This window comes from Agrococcus sp. SGAir0287 (assembly GCF_005484985.1).
Classification (GTDB): Bacteria; Actinomycetota; Actinomycetes; order Actinomycetales; family Microbacteriaceae; genus Agrococcus.
On the sequence record NZ_CP027942.1, the window covers coordinates 2,689,990 to 2,705,999 of the forward strand.

Genomic DNA, 16,010 nt, shown 5'->3' on the forward strand with positions numbered 1-16,010 from the left:
ACCATGACCGCATCGCAGAGGTTCGCAGGGCTCGTCGCCCTCGTGACGGGCGCGGCAGGCGGCCTCGGCGCCGCATCCGCCCAGCGGCTCGCCGCCGAGGGCGCCCGCGTCGTCGCCGTCGACCGCGACGAGCGCATCGTCGAGGCGGCGAAGGCGCTGCCCGGCGAGGCGATCGGCGTCGTCGCGGACATCGCCGACGAGGCATCGGTCGACGCATCGATGGCGGCGGGCATCGACGCGTTCGGCCGCATCGACCGCTTCCACCTCAACGCCGGGATCTTCGGCTCGTTCGCCTCGATCCCCGACCTCGAGGTCGACGACTTCGAGCAGGTCATGCGCGTCAACGTCACGGGGCAGTTCCTCGGCCTGCGCGCCGCCTTCCGGCACTACCGCGACCAGGTGGCCGACGGCTCCTTCGCCGGCGGCGCCATCGCGGTGACCGCCTCGATCGCCGGCCATCGCGGCTCGGCCGACCTGCTGCCGTACCAGACCTCGAAGCACGCCGTCGTCGGGCTCGTGCACGGCGCCGCCGTCTACGGCGGCCCGCTCGGCATCCGCGTCAACGGCGTCGCGCCCGGCATCGTGCCGACGCAGCTGTTCGCCGCCGCGGCGACGCAGACGGGCGGCGGGAACGACATGGTGCGGCGCGCCTCGACGACGCCGCTGCGTCGCGCGGGCGCCGCGGAGGAGATCGCCGGCGTCGTCGCCTTCCTGCTCTCCGACGACAGCTCGTACACGACGGGCGAGATCGTCGCGGCCGACGGCGGCGCATCCATCGTCAACACCGTGCGCCCCGCCGGCGGCGCGGGCGCGTGGGACACGGCGCCCGTCGACGCGCCCCTGCTCGCCGAGTGGCCCGGCTTCGACCCGGAGGCCGCACGATGAGCGACGAGACGATGCGCATCGGCTTCGTCGGCCTCGGCAACATGGGCGGGCGCATGGCCCGCTGCATCACGGGCGCCGGGGATGCGCTGCTCGGCTTCGACCCGCGCGAGGCCGCGATCGGCGAGGCTGGCGCGGCGCCCGCCGCGAGCGCCGCCGACGTCGTGGCCGGCAGCGACGTCGTGCTGCTGTCGCTGCCGGACTCGACGGTCGTCGAGGCGGTCGTGTACGGCGACCCCGCCTTCCTCGCATCCGTGCGCGTGGGGCAGGTGATCGTCGACCTGTCGACCGCGGCACCCGAGTCCACCCGGCGCATCGCCGCGGACCTCGCCGAGCGCGGCGCCGTCTACCTCGACGCCGGCATCTCCGGCGGGGCCGCCGCCGCCGAGGTCGGCGCGCTCACGCTCATGGTCGGCGGCGACGCCGACGCGCTCGAGCGCGTGCGGCCCGTGCTCGGGCGCTTCTCGAAGCAGGTCTTCCACTGCGGCGCCTCCGGCGCCGGGCACACCGTGAAGCTGCTCAACAACTTCCTCAACGCCATCGCGCTGTCCGCGACCGCCGAGGTGATGGTCGCGGCGAGGAAGGCGGATCTCGACCTCGCGACGGTGCTCGACGTGCTCAACGCCTCGTCGGGCGTCAACTTCGCGACGATCAACCGCTTCCCGCGCATCATCCAGGGCGACTACCTCGAGGGCGGGCTCACGAACACGCTCATGCTCAAGGACGTCACGCTCTACCTCGAGCTGCTCGGATCGCTCGGCGTGCCGAGCCTCAACGGCGCCGGCCCCGTCGCATCCTTCGGGCTCGCGCGGCAGCTCGGCTACGCCGACCGCATCTCGAACACCGTCGTCGATGCGATCGGCGACATCGCAGGCGGCGTCCGCCTGCACGCATCCACCGAGGAGGCCCAGGCATGAGGATCACGCATCCGCGCGACTACGACGGCACCGCCGGCAAGCCCGGCTCGCAGTTCACCGGCGACGTCCACCCGTACGTGACGATGGCGCAGACCGACGGCGTGACGATCAACACCGTCGACTTCACGCCCGGCGCCCGCACCTACTGGCACCACCACGAGCACGGGCAGATCCTGCAGGTGCTCGCTGGTCGCGGGCTCGTGTGCGCGAACGGCGAGGTGCACGTGCTGCGCGTCGGCGACACCGTGTGGTGCCCGCCGGGCGAGCGGCACTGGCACGGCGCCGCCCCCGACTCGTTCATGGTCCACACCGCGATCTCCCTCGGGCAGACCGTGTGGGCGGAGCCCGTGGGCGACGACGAGTACGCGCAGCAGCCGATCGATGGAGAGGACCGGGCCGATGTTCGCTGAGGGAAGCCACCTGGAGACCTACGAGGAGGGCCTCGCCATCCGCAAGGAGGTGCTCGGCGCCGAGCACGTCGAGCGGTCGATGGCGAAGGTCAGCCCCTTCTCGCGCCCCGTCCAGGACTACGTCACGGAGTTCTGCTGGGGCGGCATCTGGTCGCGCGACGGCCTCGACCGCGCCGAGCGGAGCCTCGTGAACCTCGGCATCCTCGTCGCGCTGAATCGCAGCCACGAGCTCGCGGTGCACGTGCGCGGCGCCGTGCGCAACGGCATCTCGATGCGGCAGATCCAGGAGGTGCTGCTGCAGGCGGGCATGTACGCGGGCGCCCCCGCCGCGCTCGAGGCGTTCCGCATCGCCGAGCGCGTGCTGCGCGAGGAGCTCGGCGACGAGGCCGTCGACGCCTACGACGCTCGGGCGGCGCAGCCGTGAGCCACGTCGCGCTCGTCGGCCTCGGCAACATGGGCACGCCCATGTCGCGGCGCCTCGTCGGCGCCGGCAGCCGCGTTCGCGGCTTCGACCTCGCCGAGGCGGCGCGCGAGCGGCTGCGCGACGTCGGCGGCGAGCCCGCCGCGACCGCCGCCGAGGCCGCTGCCGGAGCGACCGCCATCATCCTCATGCTGCCGAGCTCGGCCGTCGTCGAGTCGGTCTTCGACGAGCTGCTCGCGGCGGATGCGATCGGCGCGCAGACCCTCGTGGTCGACATGTCGTCGTCCGAGCCGACGCGCACGCAGGCGCTCGCCGAGCGGCTCGCGGACCGCGGCATCGCGTTCGCGGATGCCCCCGTCTCCGGCGGCGTCCGCGGGGCCGAGCGGGGCACGCTCACGATCATGCTCGGCGCACGGGATGCGGATCGCGAGCGCGCGCACGCGCTGCTCGCACCGCTCGGCCGCGTCGTCGACTGCGGCCCCGTCGGCGCCGGCCACGCGCTCAAGGCCCTCAACAACCTGCTCTCCGCGACGCACCTGTGGGCCACGAGCGAGGCCATGCACGCCGGCATGCGCTTCGGCCTCGACCCCGAGGTCATGCTGGCGGTCTTCAACGGCTCGAGCGGCCGATCGGGCTCCACCGAGGGCAAGTGGCCAAGCTTCGTGCTGCCCGGCACGTACGACTCGGGCTTCGGGCTGCGCCTCATGCTGAAGGACATGCGCATCGCGACGGGGCTGGCCGAGCAGGTCGGTCTGCCGTCCCGCCTCGGCGCGGATGCCGTCGAGCTGTGGGCGGAGGCCGCCGATGCCCTGCCGGCCGACGCCGACCACACGCGCGTGGCGGAGTGGGTCGCGAGCCGTCGCGAGGCGCTGGCGGAGGTGCGCGATGAGTAGCATCCCTGGTGTGACCGAGACGGCAGCGCAGCGCTGGGCGGCAGCCCCGGTGGGGCGCGTCGCGGCACCCGTCAAGGAACAGGTCGTGACCGCCATCCGCGACGCGATCCTCGACTTCCAGCTGCGGCCGGGCGACCGCCTCGTCGAGCGCGAGATCATCGAGTCGATGGAGGTCTCCCGCGCCACCGTGCGCGAGGCGATCAGCGTGCTCGCCTCCGAGGGGCTCGTCACGATCGTGCCGCAGAAGGGCGCGCACGTGACGTCGCCCTCGCTCGAGGACGCCGAGGACCTCTACGAGGTGCGCGCGTCGCTCGAGTCGCTCGTCGTGCGCCGCTTCATCGACCGCGCGAACGACGTCGAGGTCGCGCAGCTCGTCGCGACCGTCGACCGCATGGCGGAGCGGCTCGACGAGCCGCCGACGATCGTCGACTTCCTGAAGGCGAAGGACGCGTTCTACGACGTGCTGCTCGCCGGCGCCCGCTCGGCGTCGCTCACGCAGCTGCTCGGCTCCATCCAGGCGCGCGTGCGCCTGCTGCGGGTCACGTCGCTCTCGACGGCCGACCGCCTCCCGCACGTCGTGCACGAGATGCGCGAGATCGTCGAGGCCATCGAGGCCCGCAACCCCGACCGTGCCGCGCGCCTCATGGCCGAGCACATCCACATGGCGTCGCGGCTCGCGCTGCGCGCCCTGCGCGACCAGGCCTGACCGAGCGCTCGCGCCGCGCGCGACTCGGCCACCTCGCCCCGACCCCGCACGCCCCGTCCGCACTCGTGGGCGGCGGCGGCATCCATCCGCATCCGCATCCGCATCCGCATCCGCATCCGCTCGCGAAGGAGCAGCACATGACCCTCACCCCCCGTCAGCAGCAGTCGAAGGACGCGTTCGTCGAGCAGCGCGGCGAGGGCGCCTGGAGCCCCCTGTGGGAGTCGATCGCGAGGATCGATCCCGAGTTCCTCGACGCCTACCGCGAGCTGTCCATGGTGCCGTGGCGCAAGACCCACCTCGACGCGAAGACGAAGGAGCTCATCTACATCGCCGTCGACGCGAACGCGACGCACATGTACCTGCCCGGCGTGCGCCAGCACATCCAGGCCGCCTTCCGCCATGGCGCGACGGTGCAGGAGATCATGGAGGTCATCGAGTGCGCCTCGACCCTCGGCATCCACGCCATGAACATCGGCGTGCCGATCCTCGTCGAGGTGCTCGAGGAGCAGGGCCTGCGCACCGGTCCCGCCCCGCTCGACGAGCGGCAGCAGGCGATGAAGGACGACTTCACCGCGACGCGCGGCTACTGGCACGCGTTCTGGGACGAGATCCTCGAGCTCGACCCCGAGCTGTTCGAGGCGTACACCGCCTTCTCGTCGGTCCCGTGGCGCACGGGCACGCTCGAGCCGAAGGTCAAGGAGTTCGTCTACATCGCGTTCGACACGGCCGCGACGCACCTCTACAAGCCCGGCCTCAAGCTGCACATCGAGAACGCGATCGGCTACGGCGCGACCGTCGGCGAGATCCTCGAGGTCATGGAGATCGCGAGCGTCATCGGCATCCACGCCGCGACAACCGCCGTGCCGATCCTCGTCGAGGAGGCCGAGCGCGCCGGCGTGCCGCTGCCGTGACGACGCTGACGGCGTCGGGCGCGCGCACGCTCGCGGTGCGCGCGCTCGTCGGCCTCGGCTACCCGAGCGCCGACGCCGCGACCATCGCGGCGCACCTCATGGACTGCGAGCTGCGCGGGCTGGGGATGAGCGGGCTCGCGCGCATCGTGAGCATCGCCGACCGGCTCGGCGCGGCAGGACCGGCCCCCGAGCCCTCCTCGATCGTCCGGACGTCGCCGACGTCGTCGCGCATCGACGGGCGCGATCGCATCGGCTACCTCGTCGCCGACGAGGCCACGACCGCGGCGATCGACCACGCGCGCTCGGCGGGCATCGGGCTCGTCGGAGCGCACGGCACCTGGTACACCGGCATGCTGAGCGTCTACGCCGAGCGCATCGTCGCGGAGGGGCTCGTGACGATGCTCGCCTCGAGCGCGACGCCGTGGGTCGCGCCCCACGGCGGCACGCAGGCGCGCGTCGGCACGAACCCGATCTGCTTCGCCTTCCCCTCCCACGGCGATCCGTTCGTGTGGGACATCGGCACATCGGCGATCATCCACGCCGAGGTCGTGCTCGCGCAGCGGCTCGGCCTGCCGCTGCCGGACGGCGTCGCGTTCGACGCCTCCGGCCGCCCGACGACGTCGCCCGTCGAGGCGCTCGCGGGCGCGTTCGCCTCGTGGGGCGGGCATCGTGGCAGCGGGCTCGCCATGTCCGTGCAGCTGCTCGGGGCGCTCGCGGGCGCGCCGGTCGCGCCGGGCGAGCTGCGCGACTTCGGCATGCTGGTGCTCGCGATCGATCCCGAGCTGCTCGGCGGTCGCGACGCGCTGCGCGCGAGCGTCGCCGAGCTGCAGGCGTCGCTGCAGACGACGGCGCCGCTCGACTCGGCGCATCCCGTGCGCGCTCCCTTCGCGCGGTCGGTCGCCGAGCGCCGTCGCCGCCTCGCCGAGGATGCGATCGAGGTGCCGGATGCGGTCGTGGCCGCGGTGCGGGCGATCGCCGACCGCTGACCGGCGACCTCGCCGCCGCGAGGCGACGGACTGGCCACGAAGGGTCCGGACTGGCCACGAAGGGTCCGCACTGGCCACGGAGGGTCCGCACTGGCCACGAAGGGTCCGCACTGGCCACGAAGGGTCCGCGCTGGCCACGAAGGGTCCGCGCTGGCCACGAAGGGTCCGCACTGGCCACGAAGGGTCCGGACTGGCCACGAAGGGCAGGACGATGGCCACGAAGGGTCGCCCTTCGTGGCCGATCCTCACCACAGGCGGCCACCGTCCGACCCTTCCTGGCCACCGTGCGAGGCCCCGCGGACCGCTGACCGCTGCCCCGTCGCTGCGCAGCGGCCGACTGGCCACGAAGGGTGCGGACTGGCCACGAAGGGTGCGGACTGGCCACGAACGGTCCGGACTGGCCGCGGAGGGTGCGGACTGGCCACGAACGGCGGAGCAGTGGCCACGAAGGGTCGCCCTTCGTGGCCACTGCTCACCACACGTGGCCAGCGTTCGACCGTTCGTGGCCGATCAAGACCGTTCGTGGCCAGTCTCGACCGACGATGGCCGGTACTGCCGAGCCTCAGCCCTCGAACGTCTCCTGCGCGTCCGCCACCACCGCCGGATCGCGGAAGGCCGCGAGCGCCGTCGCCGCGAGCACGAGCGCACCGTCGGCGATCGCCGGCGTCGCCAGCGCCGTGTCGCCCGCCGCCGCCGCGAACTCGCGGGTGTGCGCCGCGACGCCCGGGGCGAGGCAGATCATGGGGTGGATCGACGGCACGACGTGGCTGACGTTGCCCATGTCGGTCGAGCCCGCGAGCGTCGGGTTCGGCTCGAGCTCGCGCCCGAGCACCGCGTACGCCGACTCGGCGACGTCGACGAGCGTGGCGTTCGAGCGCAGCGAGAAGTACGGCGGCGTGTTCTCGGCGATCTCGACCGTCGTGCCGGTCGCGAGCGCCGCCCCGTCGAAGCACGCCCGCACGCGCGGCACGACGTCCGAGAGCAGGTGGTCGCGATCCCCCGCCCGCACGAAGATCCGCAGGGAGGCGCGCTCGGGGATGATGTTCGGCGCCTGGCCGCCGTTCGTGATGATGGCGTGGATGCGCACGTCGTCGGTCATCTGCTGCCGCAGGAGGCCGATGGCGGTGAGCGAGAGCGTCGCGCCGTCGAGCGCGTTGCGGCCGAGCTCGGGCGCGCCGGCCGCATGCGCGGCCTTGCCGTGGAAGTCGACGTCGAGCGCGACGCGCGAGAGCGACGAGCCACGCACGGCGTCCGAGCCCGACGGGTGCACCATGATCGCGAGGTCGACGCCCTCGAGCACGCCGCCGTCGATCATCGGCACCTTGCCCGCCGCGCCCTCCTCGCCCGGGCTGCCGATCACGACGAGGTGCGCGGGCACGGGCGAGGCCTCGAGCGCGTCCTTCACGAGGATGCCGGCGCCGAGGCCGGCGGCGGCGATGACGTTGTGGCCGCACGCGTGCCCGATCTCCTCGAGCGCGTCGTACTCGCAGAAGATCGCGATCGTCGGGGCGTCGTCGCCGGCGCCGGGCGTCGACCAGCGGCCGACGAACGCGGTGTCGAGGCCCGCGAAGCCGCGGTCGACGGCGAAGCCCGCCAGCTCGAGCTCCGCGGTGAGGCGCGCAGCAGCGTGCACCTCGGTGAAGCGGATCTCGGGATGCGCGTGCAGGTCGGCGGCGACGTCGACGAGCGTCGCGAGCCGCGGCTCGAGCAGCGCGCGCAGCTCGGCGATCGTCGCGGGCATCGCGGCGACGCTCGCCTCGGTGGCGGGACGCACGGCCTCGGGCGCGGTAGTGATGGACACGGGATGGACCTCCTCGGGGTCGGCGGGGACGATGGTGGGGGTGCGGGGCGTCACGGCAGCTCGAGGCCGTGGCCAGGACCGACGGGCAGGCCGAGCAAGCCCCATACGAGGAACTGCAGCAGCCACACGCCCCAGATGACGAGCGTGAACGGGATGACGAGGCTGAAGAGGGTGCCGAGTCCCGCCTTCGGCTCCCAGCGCTGCAGCAGGCCGAGCACGACCGGCAGCATCGGGTTCATCGGCACGAGCGGGTTCGTCGCGGAGTCGGTGATGCGGAACGCCGCCTGCACGTAGGCGGGGTCGATGCCGGCGAGCATGAACATCGGCACGAAGATCGGCGCGAGCAGCGTCCACAGCGCCGAGCCCGACGCGAGCAGCAGGGCCGGCAGGGTGCAGAAGAGGCTGAAGAGCAGCAGGCCGCCGATGCCGCCGAGGCCCGTCGCCTCCATGGCGTGGGCGCCGGAGGTCGCGATGAGGAGGCCGAGCTGCGACCAGTTGAACCAGGCGATCGCCTGCGCCGCCGTGAAGATCACGACGATGAACGGCACGAGGTCCTTCACCGCGGCCGCCATGTGCTCGGGCACGTCGGTCGCCCTCCTGAGCGTCCTCGCGCCGAGGCCGTAGGCGACGCCGGCGATGAGGAAGAGGAAGAGGATGAAGATCGGCAGCGCCGTCATGAACGGCGAGCGCAGGATCTGGCCGCCCTCGCCCTGCAGCGGCGAGCCGGGCAGCAGCACGACGGTCGCGACGAGCGCGAGGTAGACGACGACCGCGATGGCGGCGACGCGCAGGCCGCGGCGCTCGACGGGCTCGAGCGGCTTCGACGCGTCCTCGTCGGCGAGCCCGCCCTCGTAGGGCGTGAGGCGCGGCTCGACGTAGCGCTGGCAGACGATCGTGATGACGATCGCGAGCAGGATCGTCGACGTCGCCATGAAGAAGTAGTTGGCCACGGGCGAGACGGATGCCTCGGGGTCGACGATCTGCGCCGCCGAGGTCGTGATGCCCGACAGCAGCACGTCGGTGCCCGCGGGCACGATGTTCGCGCTGAAGCCGGCGACGACCGCAGCGTAGGACGCGGCGAAGCCCGCGAGGGGATGGCGCCCTGCGGCGAGGAACGCGGCGGCGGCGAGCGGCGGCAGGATGACCATCGCCGAGTCGGAGGCGAGGTTGCCCATGAGGCTCACGAGCACGACGACGAACGTCACGGCCCAGCCCGGGGCTGCGAGCACGGCGCCGCGCATCGCGGCCTTGAGGAGGCCGAGCCGCTCGGCGACGCCGATGCCGAGCATGACGGTGACGATGAGCCCGAGCGGCGGGAAGGTGACGAAGTTCTCGATCGCCGACGTCAGCGCGTAGACGGCGCCCTCGCCCGAGAGGATGCTGCGGATCGCGACGGGCTCGCCCGTGGCGGGGTCGGTCGTCTCGGCTCCCAGCAGCGCAGCGATCGCCGAGGCGACGGCGACGAGGCCCGCGATGATGAGGAAGAGGTAGAAGGGGTGCGGCAGCCTGTTGCCGACGCGCTCGATGCCGCGCAGGATGCGGCCGCCGACGCCCTTCGCGTCGGCGAGCGTGAGCGTCGTGGTGGTGTCGGTGGACATGTGCGTGCTCCGTGCTGTGTGCGTGTCGGGACGGAAGTTGGTGGCGATCCTGCCGTTCCCATGTCACGAACCGTGTGTCATGTTCGATTCGCACCTGGGATGCTGGGTTCGTGCATGCTTCGCGATCGAACGCCCCGGCGCATCCGCACGACCTGCCGGATTCGGACCTCGCGCTCGTGACCGCCCTGCAGGACGCGCCGCGTGCGTCCTGGGCGGCGATCGGGCGGGCGATCGGCGTGAGCGCGCCGACGGCCAGGCGCCGCTGGGAGGCGATCGCCGAGTCGGGTGCGGCGTGGGCGACGACGTATGCCGGCTTCGCCGCGGGGCTGCTGTTCGGGCTCGCCGAGGTGCGTTGCCGACCGGGCACCGTCGACGCCGTCGCGGCCGCGCTGCGCGCGCATCCGAAGATCATCTCGGTCACGGGCATGACGGGCGAGCGCGACCTCGTGCTCACGATCCTGGCCGACGACATGGCGCAGTTCCGCCAGCTCATCCAGTCGTGGCTCGGCACGCACGAGGCCGTCACGGCGGTGCGCTCGACGATCGTGACGCGGATGTTCTCCGACGGCTCGCGGTGGCGCGCCGTGGGGCCGCCGCACGACGGGCTCCTGCCGACGGTGCACGAGAGCCGTGCCGACGGCGAGGCGGCGAGCCGCGAGCAGTGGCTCGCAGCGCTCGAGGTGCTCGAGCGCGACGGCCGCGCGTCGGCGCGCGAGCTCGCCGAGCGGCTCGGCACCTCGGAGGCGCACGCGCGGCGGGTCGTGCGCAGGCTCGTGGCGCACGGCTGGATCCAGCAGCGCATCGACGTGTCGCTCGAGCAGCGGATGTGGCCGCACGCGCTCGCGCTCTGGCTCGTCGTGCCGGCGGCGCGGCTCGAGGCGACGGCGCTGCAGATCGCGGGATTGCCGATGACGCGCATGTGCGCGGCGCTCGCCGGCGGCGCGTCGAACCTCTACGTCATCGTGTGGCTGCGCGAGCTCGAGGACGCGGCGCCGATGGAGGCGGAGCTCGCGCGCAGCCTCGAGCTGCGCGTGCTCGACCGGGCGATCCTGCTGCACTACTACAAGCGCGTCGGGCACCTCTTCGACGAGGAGAACCGCCGCGAGGGGCAGGTGTCCTGGCTGGCGCCGCTGCCGTAGCGGGTCCTCCGGGCGGAGGCGCAGCGCGCCTGCGCGCTCCCTCAGGCGCGAGCGCAGCGAGCCCACCCGCTCCCCGAGGTGCGCGCGCAGCGAGCCTCGAGGGGCGCCGAGCCGCGTCACGCAGCCCCTTTCGAGGCTCGCTCCGCTCGCACCTCAAGGGGCGGGCATGACGGTGCGAGCGCAGCGAGCCCACCCGCTCCCCGAGGTGCGAGCGCAGCGAACCCACCCGCTCCCCGAGGTGCGAGCGCAGCGAGCCTCGAGGGGCGCCGAGCCGCGTCACGCAGCCCCTTTCGAGGCTCGCTCCGCTCGCACCTCAAGGGGCGGGCATGGCGTCGCGAGCGCAGCGAGCCCACCCACTCCCGGAGGTGCGAGCGCAGCGAACCCAACCGCTCCCCGAGGTGCGAGCGCAGCGAACCCAACCGCTCCCCGAGGTGCGAGCGCAGCGAGCCTCGAGGGGCGCCGAGTCGCGCCACGCAGCCCCCTTCGAGGCTCGCTCCGCTCGCACCTCAAGGAGCAGTCATGACGGCGCGAGCGCAGCGAGCCTCGAGGGGTGCCGATCCGCGACGCCCGGTGGCAGGATGCCGTCAGCAGCCGCATCGGTCGAAGGGGATCCCATGTCGTTCCAGGCCTACCTCGACGCCGTCGAGACGAAGACCGGCAAGACGCCGCGCGCGCTCGTCGCCGAGGCGACGGAGCTCGGCTTCGGCCCGGACACGAAGGCCGGCCCGATCCTCGCGTGGCTGCAGGAGTCCTACGGGCTCGGCCGCGGCCACGGCATGGCCATGGTGCACGTCATCACGAAGGGCCCAGGCATCGGATCGAAGCACGTCGGCACGACGGGCACGCATCGCGACGAGTCGGACACGCTGTGGCTCGACGGCAAGGACACGAAGCCCGCCGACTGGGGCGCCTGACCCCGAGCCGCTCGCGCTCGGCAGCCCCCTCCCCCGCATCCACCCGTTGCGAGCTACGCATCTCGCCGGCAGGTACCGCAACCGCAGTACCTGACGACGAGATGCGTACCTCGGAACGAGGAGGTCGGGCGGTCACTCCGCGTCGGGCTGCTCGCCGCCCGTCGTCGCCGCCGCGGCGCGCGTCGCGCTCGTCGCGCGCGAGCCCGAGCGGTCCTGCGCGTTCGCGACCGCGTTGCCGGCCGCATTGCCCTGCGCCGTCGCGTTGATGACCTGCTGCAGGTCGATGCCCGTCGCGTCCTTCATCATCGTCGTCATCGAGGCGATGTTGCCGACCATGTCGGAGGTGAGCTTGTTCGTGCCGTCGGCCGAGACGACCGTGATGCTCGACGACGCGTACGCCTTCGCGAACGCCTCCGCGACCTCCGGCAGGCGCTCGAGCAGCTCCTGCGCGAGCACGAACTGGCTGTTCTCCGCGAGCGCCGCGGCACGGGCGGCGATCGCGTCACCCTCGGCGCGACCGCGGGCCGAGATCGCCTCGGCCTCGGCCCGACCTTTCGCGGCGACGGCGACGGCCTCCGCCTCGCCCTCCGCCTTCGCGGCCTCGGCAGCGGCGATGCGCGACGTGCGCTGCGCGTTGCCTCGCGCCTCCGTCACGCTCGCCTCCGCGACGCCCTCCGCCTTCTGCGCCTCGGCGCGGGCCTCGCGCGCGGCTCGCTCGGCGTTGGCCTCCGTCGACCGCGCGACGGCGTTCGCCTCGGCGGTGATGCGGATGCGGTACGCCTCGGCGTCGGCGACCTTGCGCACCTCCGCGTTCAGCGTCTGCTCCTTGAGCTCGGCCTCGCGCTGCGCCGTGATCTCCTCCTGCGCGACGATCGCCTGCCGCTGCACCGCGTCCTCGAGGGGCTTCGCGGCGTTCGCCTGCGCGAGCGCCTTGTCGGTCTCGGCCTGCACGGCCGCCTCCTGCAGCTGCAGCACGCGGTTCGCCTCGAGGATCTGCTTCTTCGCCTCGATCGACGCCTGCTCGGCGGCCTTCTGCGCCTCGGTGTTCGCGATCGCCGCCGCGCGCTGCACGGCGGCCGACTCGGGCACGCCGAGGTTCGCGATGTAGTTCTGCGTGTCGTTGATCTCCTGGATCTGCAGGGTGTCGACGACGAGGCCCTGCTTCGACAGCGCATCCTCGGCCGCCTGCAGCACCGCGTCGGCGAGCGCCTTGCGGTCGTGGATGATCTCGAGCACCGTGAGCGAGCCGATGATGCCGCGCAGCGAGCCCGAGAGCACCTCCTGCGTCGACGACTCGATCTCCTCCTGCTGCGAGAGGAAGCGCTGAGCCGCGTGGCGGATCATCTCCTCCGAGCCGCCGACCTTGATGACGGCGACGGCCTGCGCGTGGATCGTGATGCCGTTGCGCGTCTGCGCCGTCGTGTTGAACAGGAGCCGCCGCGAGCGCAGCGACATGCGGAAGTGCTTCTGCACGAACGGCATGACGAAGATGCCGCCGCCGGTGACGACCTTCTGGCCGGAGAGGTCGGTGACCTCGTTGCCCTGCGCGTCGACGTACGTGCGGCCCTTGCGGCCGGTGACGATGATCGCCTCGTCGGGCTCCGCGATGCGGTAGCGCCGCACGGCGCCGAAGACGAGCAGCAGGAGGACGATGACCGCGAGCGCGATGAGCACGACGAGGCCGAGGTCGAGACCGAACACGGTGGTCCTTCCGTAGGTGCGGGGATGCGGCCAACCTACGGATGCCGGCTGGACGGTGCCTGCGCCGAGGCTCCGGGTGCGCTGGCGACGCGACGTGCGAGCGAGGGCGCCGGCCGCGGCTAGGCTCGCGAGCATGTCGCAGCGGGACGCGGGCGGGGCGCGTCCCGTGAGGCCGGGCGACCTGCCGCGCGAGCGCGTGCTCGCGGCGCTCGACGATGCGTACGGATTGCGCGTCGGCGACCTCCGGCCCGTCGCGGGCGGCTGGGACGGCGATGCGATCGTGTGGGTCGCGGACGACGCGGACGGCGGCTACTGGAGCGTCAAGGCGACGGTGCGCGACGTGCGCTTCGGGCTCGAGGTCGCCGCGCGGCTCGCAGACGAGGGCGCCGAGGGCGTCGTGCCGCCGCGTCGCACGCGCGATGGCCGGCTGTGGCACGACCTCGACGGCGTCGCGCTCGTCGTCTCGGCGTGGGTGGCGGGCGCCGACGCGGTCACGGTGCCGGTCGACGTCGTCGACTTCGCGATGCTCGGTCGCACGCTGCGGCGCGTGCACGACCTCGAGCCGCCGCGCACGGTGCGCGCCCGCCGTCGCGGCATCCGCCGCGTCGACCGCTCACCGCAGGCGCTGCTCGACGAGGTCGACGCGCAGCTGACCGCCGCGGGCGACGACACGCGTCTCGCGCCCCTGCGGCAACGATGGCCGGATGCGCTGCCGCGACTGCGCAGGCTCGCACGGGCGGAGCGCGCGCTCAAGCGCACGCGACAGCCCGCCGGTCGCGTCACGCTCCACGGCGATCCGCACCTCGGCAACGTCGTGGTCGACCTCGAGGGCCGACCGTGGCTCATCGACTTCGACGAGGCTGCGGTCGCACCGCGCGAGGTCGACCTCATGCTCGTCGAGCTCGGCGTGCTGTTCTCGATGCCGCTCGACGAGTCGCATCGCGAGCGGTTCCGCGCCGGCTACGGCCTCGACGCGCCGATCGACGAGGAGCGGATCGCGCGCTTCGGCTGCGTGCGCGCGATCGAGGACGTCGCCGCCGTCGTGCGGCACGCGCTCGCGGACACGGCACCGGTCGGCGTCGATCGCGCCGCCGCCCTCGACGGCATGCTCGGCCCGCACGGGCTCGTGACGCTCGCCGAGCGGGCGCTCGACAGGCTCGGCGTGGACGGGTCGCGCGGCTAGCGTCGACCGCCGGGCCGGAACCGCTCGGCCCACCACCGCGTGCCGTCGCCCTCCCTGCCGAGCCCCGGCGGCTGCGAGCGCTGCACGACGATGCGCCCGATGGTGCGGCCGTCGGGTGCGTGCACGTGGACCCACCCCTGGTCGAAGCGCCAGGCGTCCTCGCGCTCGAGCGCGTACGGTGGCCAGCCGAGCGGGATGTCGCCGCGCTCGGGCGCCTCGGGCATGCCGTCGAGGAAGGACGCGGCGAGCGGGCCGGGCGCCTGGATCTCGACGGCGTCGACGACGCCCGCCTCCAGCCGCACCCGCACGCCGTCGCGCTGTTGCAGCGCCGCGACGAGCGGCTCGGATGCGGGTCGGCCGAGCGCGTCGAGGAACCGCGTGAGGTCGCCCGAGCGCCATCGGTGCATGGTCGGCGAGATCGAGACGCCGACCTGCACCGCCGTCATCGACGTCGCGATCGCATCGTCGCCGTCCCCGTCGAGCTCGAACAGCAGGTCGCAGCGTCCGAAGCGGCGCAGCTCGACGCGGCCGCGCGCGTCGAGCGGTGCCCCGAGCATCCGGTGCACGTCGGCGCGCGTCGCGAGGCCGTCGGTCGCGCCGAGCGCCGCGAGCACGGGATCCGCCGCCCGTCCCGGCCCCTCTGCGATCTCGGCCCGGGCGACGAGGTCGGCGCGGACGCCGAGCACCCGGAGGTCCTCGACGTGCACCTCGATGCCGGCGTCGAAGGCGATCAGGCGCCTGGCGTGTCCGGATGACGGCACCCAGCGCCGGCTCGTCGCGCCGTCGAGCCGTGCGACCGCGCGATACGCGTCGCCCTCCTCGGGCTCGCCGACCGCCGCGAGGAGCACGCCGATCGCGCCGGCCGGCGGCTCGGGCGTCGGTCGGCGTTCGACCGCGAGCGCGACGAGCCCGCCCGCGTCGTCGTACCGAGCGCGAACGAGCACGCCCTCGACCGCGTGGGCATCGCGCTCCCCAGGGGTCGGCGCACCGAGGATGCGCTCGACGTCGTCGCGCGCCGCACCGGGGCCGAGCCCGCCGCCGACGAGCGCCGACGGCCGCGGGTACGCGACGTCGCCGACGAGCGGCACCACGATCGCCCGCGGCCGATCGCCGCGACCCTCCACGTGCAGCGCCCCCCGCGCGAGGTCGCCCGCGATCGCCATGCGCTCGCCGTCCGGGTCGCCGGCATCGACGGCGTCGACGATCCGCCACAGCTCGCCCTCGAACGCCTGCGGCAGCATCCGCGCTCGCCGCGGCAACCAGCCCTCGGGCCGCCAGTGCGCGCCACCCGGCCCGAAGCGCTCGAGGTCCGGATGCTCGCCGCGCCAGCATTCGGCCTCGAACCCGTCGAGCGCCGTCCAGGAGTCGACGAGCGCACCCGAGTACTGCGCGTCGGTGAGCGCGAAGAGGGCGTCGGCGGAGCCGTGGCCCACCTGCCGGTCGACGCCGACCCACGGCGTGCCCGAGGGCAGCTCGACGCCGAGGCTCGGCCGCTCGGCGATCTGCACGAACCGTCGCTCGTCGCGCTCCTCGCGTCTCGTCGCCATG

15 protein-coding genes are annotated in these 16,010 nt (G+C 73.6%); 11 read left to right on the plus strand and 4 right to left on the minus strand.

The genetic code is table 11. The features are described from left to right. Positions 1 to 3: 3 nt before the first annotated feature. From C1N71_RS12820 to C1N71_RS12855, 8 genes are all read left to right on the plus strand, one after another. Positions 4 to 885 (plus strand): SDR family NAD(P)-dependent oxidoreductase, encoded by an 882-nt coding sequence (locus C1N71_RS12820; RefSeq protein ID WP_137756760.1) that lies wholly within the window; start codon positions 4 to 6, stop codon positions 883 to 885. Next, positions 882 to 1,799, plus strand: coding sequence for an NAD(P)-dependent oxidoreductase (locus C1N71_RS12825; RefSeq protein ID WP_137756761.1), 918 nt, complete (start codon positions 882 to 884; stop codon positions 1,797 to 1,799). The genes C1N71_RS12820 and C1N71_RS12825 overlap by 4 nt, the downstream gene beginning before the upstream one ends. Then, complete coding sequence (locus tag C1N71_RS12830; protein WP_137756762.1) at positions 1,796 to 2,209, plus strand: cupin domain-containing protein; 414 nt, start codon at positions 1,796 to 1,798, stop codon at positions 2,207 to 2,209. The genes C1N71_RS12825 and C1N71_RS12830 overlap by 4 nt, the downstream gene beginning before the upstream one ends. Continuing rightward, positions 2,199 to 2,633, plus strand: coding sequence for a carboxymuconolactone decarboxylase family protein (locus C1N71_RS12835; RefSeq protein ID WP_137756763.1), 435 nt, complete (start codon positions 2,199 to 2,201; stop codon positions 2,631 to 2,633). Before C1N71_RS12830 ends, C1N71_RS12835 begins: the two co-directional genes overlap by 11 nt. Then, positions 2,630 to 3,523 carry an NAD(P)-dependent oxidoreductase gene (locus C1N71_RS12840; protein WP_217495997.1) on the plus strand — a complete coding sequence of 298 codons (894 nt, stop codon included), beginning with the start codon at positions 2,630 to 2,632 and terminating at the stop codon, positions 3,521 to 3,523. Before C1N71_RS12835 ends, C1N71_RS12840 begins: the two co-directional genes overlap by 4 nt. Before the next feature lie 10 nt (positions 3,524 to 3,533). Further along, positions 3,534 to 4,229 carry a GntR family transcriptional regulator gene (locus tag C1N71_RS12845; RefSeq protein ID WP_217495998.1) on the plus strand — a complete coding sequence of 232 codons (696 nt, stop codon included), beginning with the start codon at positions 3,534 to 3,536 and terminating at the stop codon, positions 4,227 to 4,229. A 137-nt stretch (positions 4,230 to 4,366) separates the two neighbouring features. Further along, on the plus strand, positions 4,367 to 5,140 hold the full coding sequence (locus C1N71_RS12850; protein ID WP_137756765.1) for a carboxymuconolactone decarboxylase family protein: 774 nt from the start codon (positions 4,367 to 4,369) through the stop codon (positions 5,138 to 5,140). Further along, positions 5,137 to 6,126, plus strand: a complete 990-nt coding sequence (locus C1N71_RS12855) for an Ldh family oxidoreductase (protein ID WP_217495999.1) — start codon at positions 5,137 to 5,139, stop codon at positions 6,124 to 6,126. The genes C1N71_RS12850 and C1N71_RS12855 overlap by 4 nt, the downstream gene beginning before the upstream one ends. Before the next feature lie 562 nt (positions 6,127 to 6,688). Here the strand turns inward: C1N71_RS12855 and C1N71_RS12860 are convergent. Together C1N71_RS12860 and C1N71_RS12865 are read right to left on the minus strand one after the other, a co-directional pair. Beyond that, positions 6,689 to 7,927: an amidohydrolase gene (locus tag C1N71_RS12860; RefSeq protein ID WP_175414217.1), complete on the minus strand. Its 1,239-nt coding sequence runs from the start codon at positions 7,925 to 7,927 to the stop codon at positions 6,689 to 6,691. Positions 7,928 to 7,977: 50 nt separating this feature from the next. Further along, the gene (locus C1N71_RS12865; RefSeq protein WP_137756767.1) at positions 7,978 to 9,525 is read right to left on the minus strand and encodes an AbgT family transporter; all 1,548 of its coding nucleotides are present in this window, start codon (positions 9,523 to 9,525) and stop codon (positions 7,978 to 7,980) included. A gap of 110 nt (positions 9,526 to 9,635) precedes the next feature. Here C1N71_RS12865 and C1N71_RS12870 point away from each other — a divergent pair, with 110 nt between their 5' ends. Both C1N71_RS12870 and C1N71_RS12875 read left to right on the plus strand, forming a co-directional pair. Next, a complete protein-coding gene (locus tag C1N71_RS12870) occupies positions 9,636 to 10,664 on the plus strand; it encodes an Lrp/AsnC family transcriptional regulator (RefSeq protein ID WP_175414218.1) in 1,029 nt (342 codons plus the stop codon). A 614-nt stretch (positions 10,665 to 11,278) separates the two neighbouring features. After that, positions 11,279 to 11,578, plus strand: coding sequence for a DUF4287 domain-containing protein (locus C1N71_RS12875; RefSeq protein ID WP_137756769.1), 300 nt, complete (start codon positions 11,279 to 11,281; stop codon positions 11,576 to 11,578). Positions 11,579 to 11,710: 132 nt separating this feature from the next. Here the strand turns inward: C1N71_RS12875 and C1N71_RS12880 are convergent, their stop codons facing one another. Beyond that, positions 11,711 to 13,279, minus strand: a complete 1,569-nt coding sequence (locus C1N71_RS12880; RefSeq protein WP_175414219.1) for an SPFH domain-containing protein — start codon at positions 13,277 to 13,279, stop codon at positions 11,711 to 11,713. Positions 13,280 to 13,412: 133 nt separating this feature from the next. On the opposite strand from C1N71_RS12880, the gene C1N71_RS12885 reads away from it, so the two are divergent. After that, positions 13,413 to 14,462: a phosphotransferase enzyme family protein gene (locus C1N71_RS12885; protein WP_137756771.1), complete on the plus strand. Its 1,050-nt coding sequence runs from the start codon at positions 13,413 to 13,415 to the stop codon at positions 14,460 to 14,462. On the opposite strand, the gene C1N71_RS12890 is transcribed toward C1N71_RS12885, so the two are convergent. Further along, a complete protein-coding gene (locus C1N71_RS12890) occupies positions 14,459 to 16,009 on the minus strand; it encodes a hypothetical protein (protein ID WP_175414220.1) in 1,551 nt (516 codons plus the stop codon). The genes C1N71_RS12885 and C1N71_RS12890 overlap by 4 nt on opposite strands. Position 16,010 lies beyond the last annotated feature (1 nt).

Coding starts and splice junctions, on each gene's coding strand:
- C1N71_RS12850 (WP_137756765.1), top strand. CDS start 4,367: ATGACCCTCACCCCCCGTCAGCAGCAGTCGAAGGACGCGTTCGTCGAG.
- C1N71_RS12885 (WP_137756771.1), top strand. CDS start 13,413: ATGTCGCAGCGGGACGCGGGCGGGGCGCGTCCCGTGAGGCCGGGCGAC.
- C1N71_RS12865 (WP_137756767.1), bottom strand. CDS start 9,525: ATGTCCACCGACACCACCACGACGCTCACGCTCGCCGACGCGAAGGGC.
- C1N71_RS12825 (WP_137756761.1), top strand. CDS start 882: ATGAGCGACGAGACGATGCGCATCGGCTTCGTCGGCCTCGGCAACATG.
- C1N71_RS12875 (WP_137756769.1), top strand. CDS start 11,279: ATGTCGTTCCAGGCCTACCTCGACGCCGTCGAGACGAAGACCGGCAAG.
- C1N71_RS12830 (WP_137756762.1), top strand. CDS start 1,796: ATGAGGATCACGCATCCGCGCGACTACGACGGCACCGCCGGCAAGCCC.
- C1N71_RS12890 (WP_175414220.1), bottom strand. CDS start 16,009: ATGGCGACGAGACGCGAGGAGCGCGACGAGCGACGGTTCGTGCAGATC.
- C1N71_RS12835 (WP_137756763.1), top strand. CDS start 2,199: ATGTTCGCTGAGGGAAGCCACCTGGAGACCTACGAGGAGGGCCTCGCC.
- C1N71_RS12820 (WP_137756760.1), top strand. CDS start 4: ATGACCGCATCGCAGAGGTTCGCAGGGCTCGTCGCCCTCGTGACGGGC.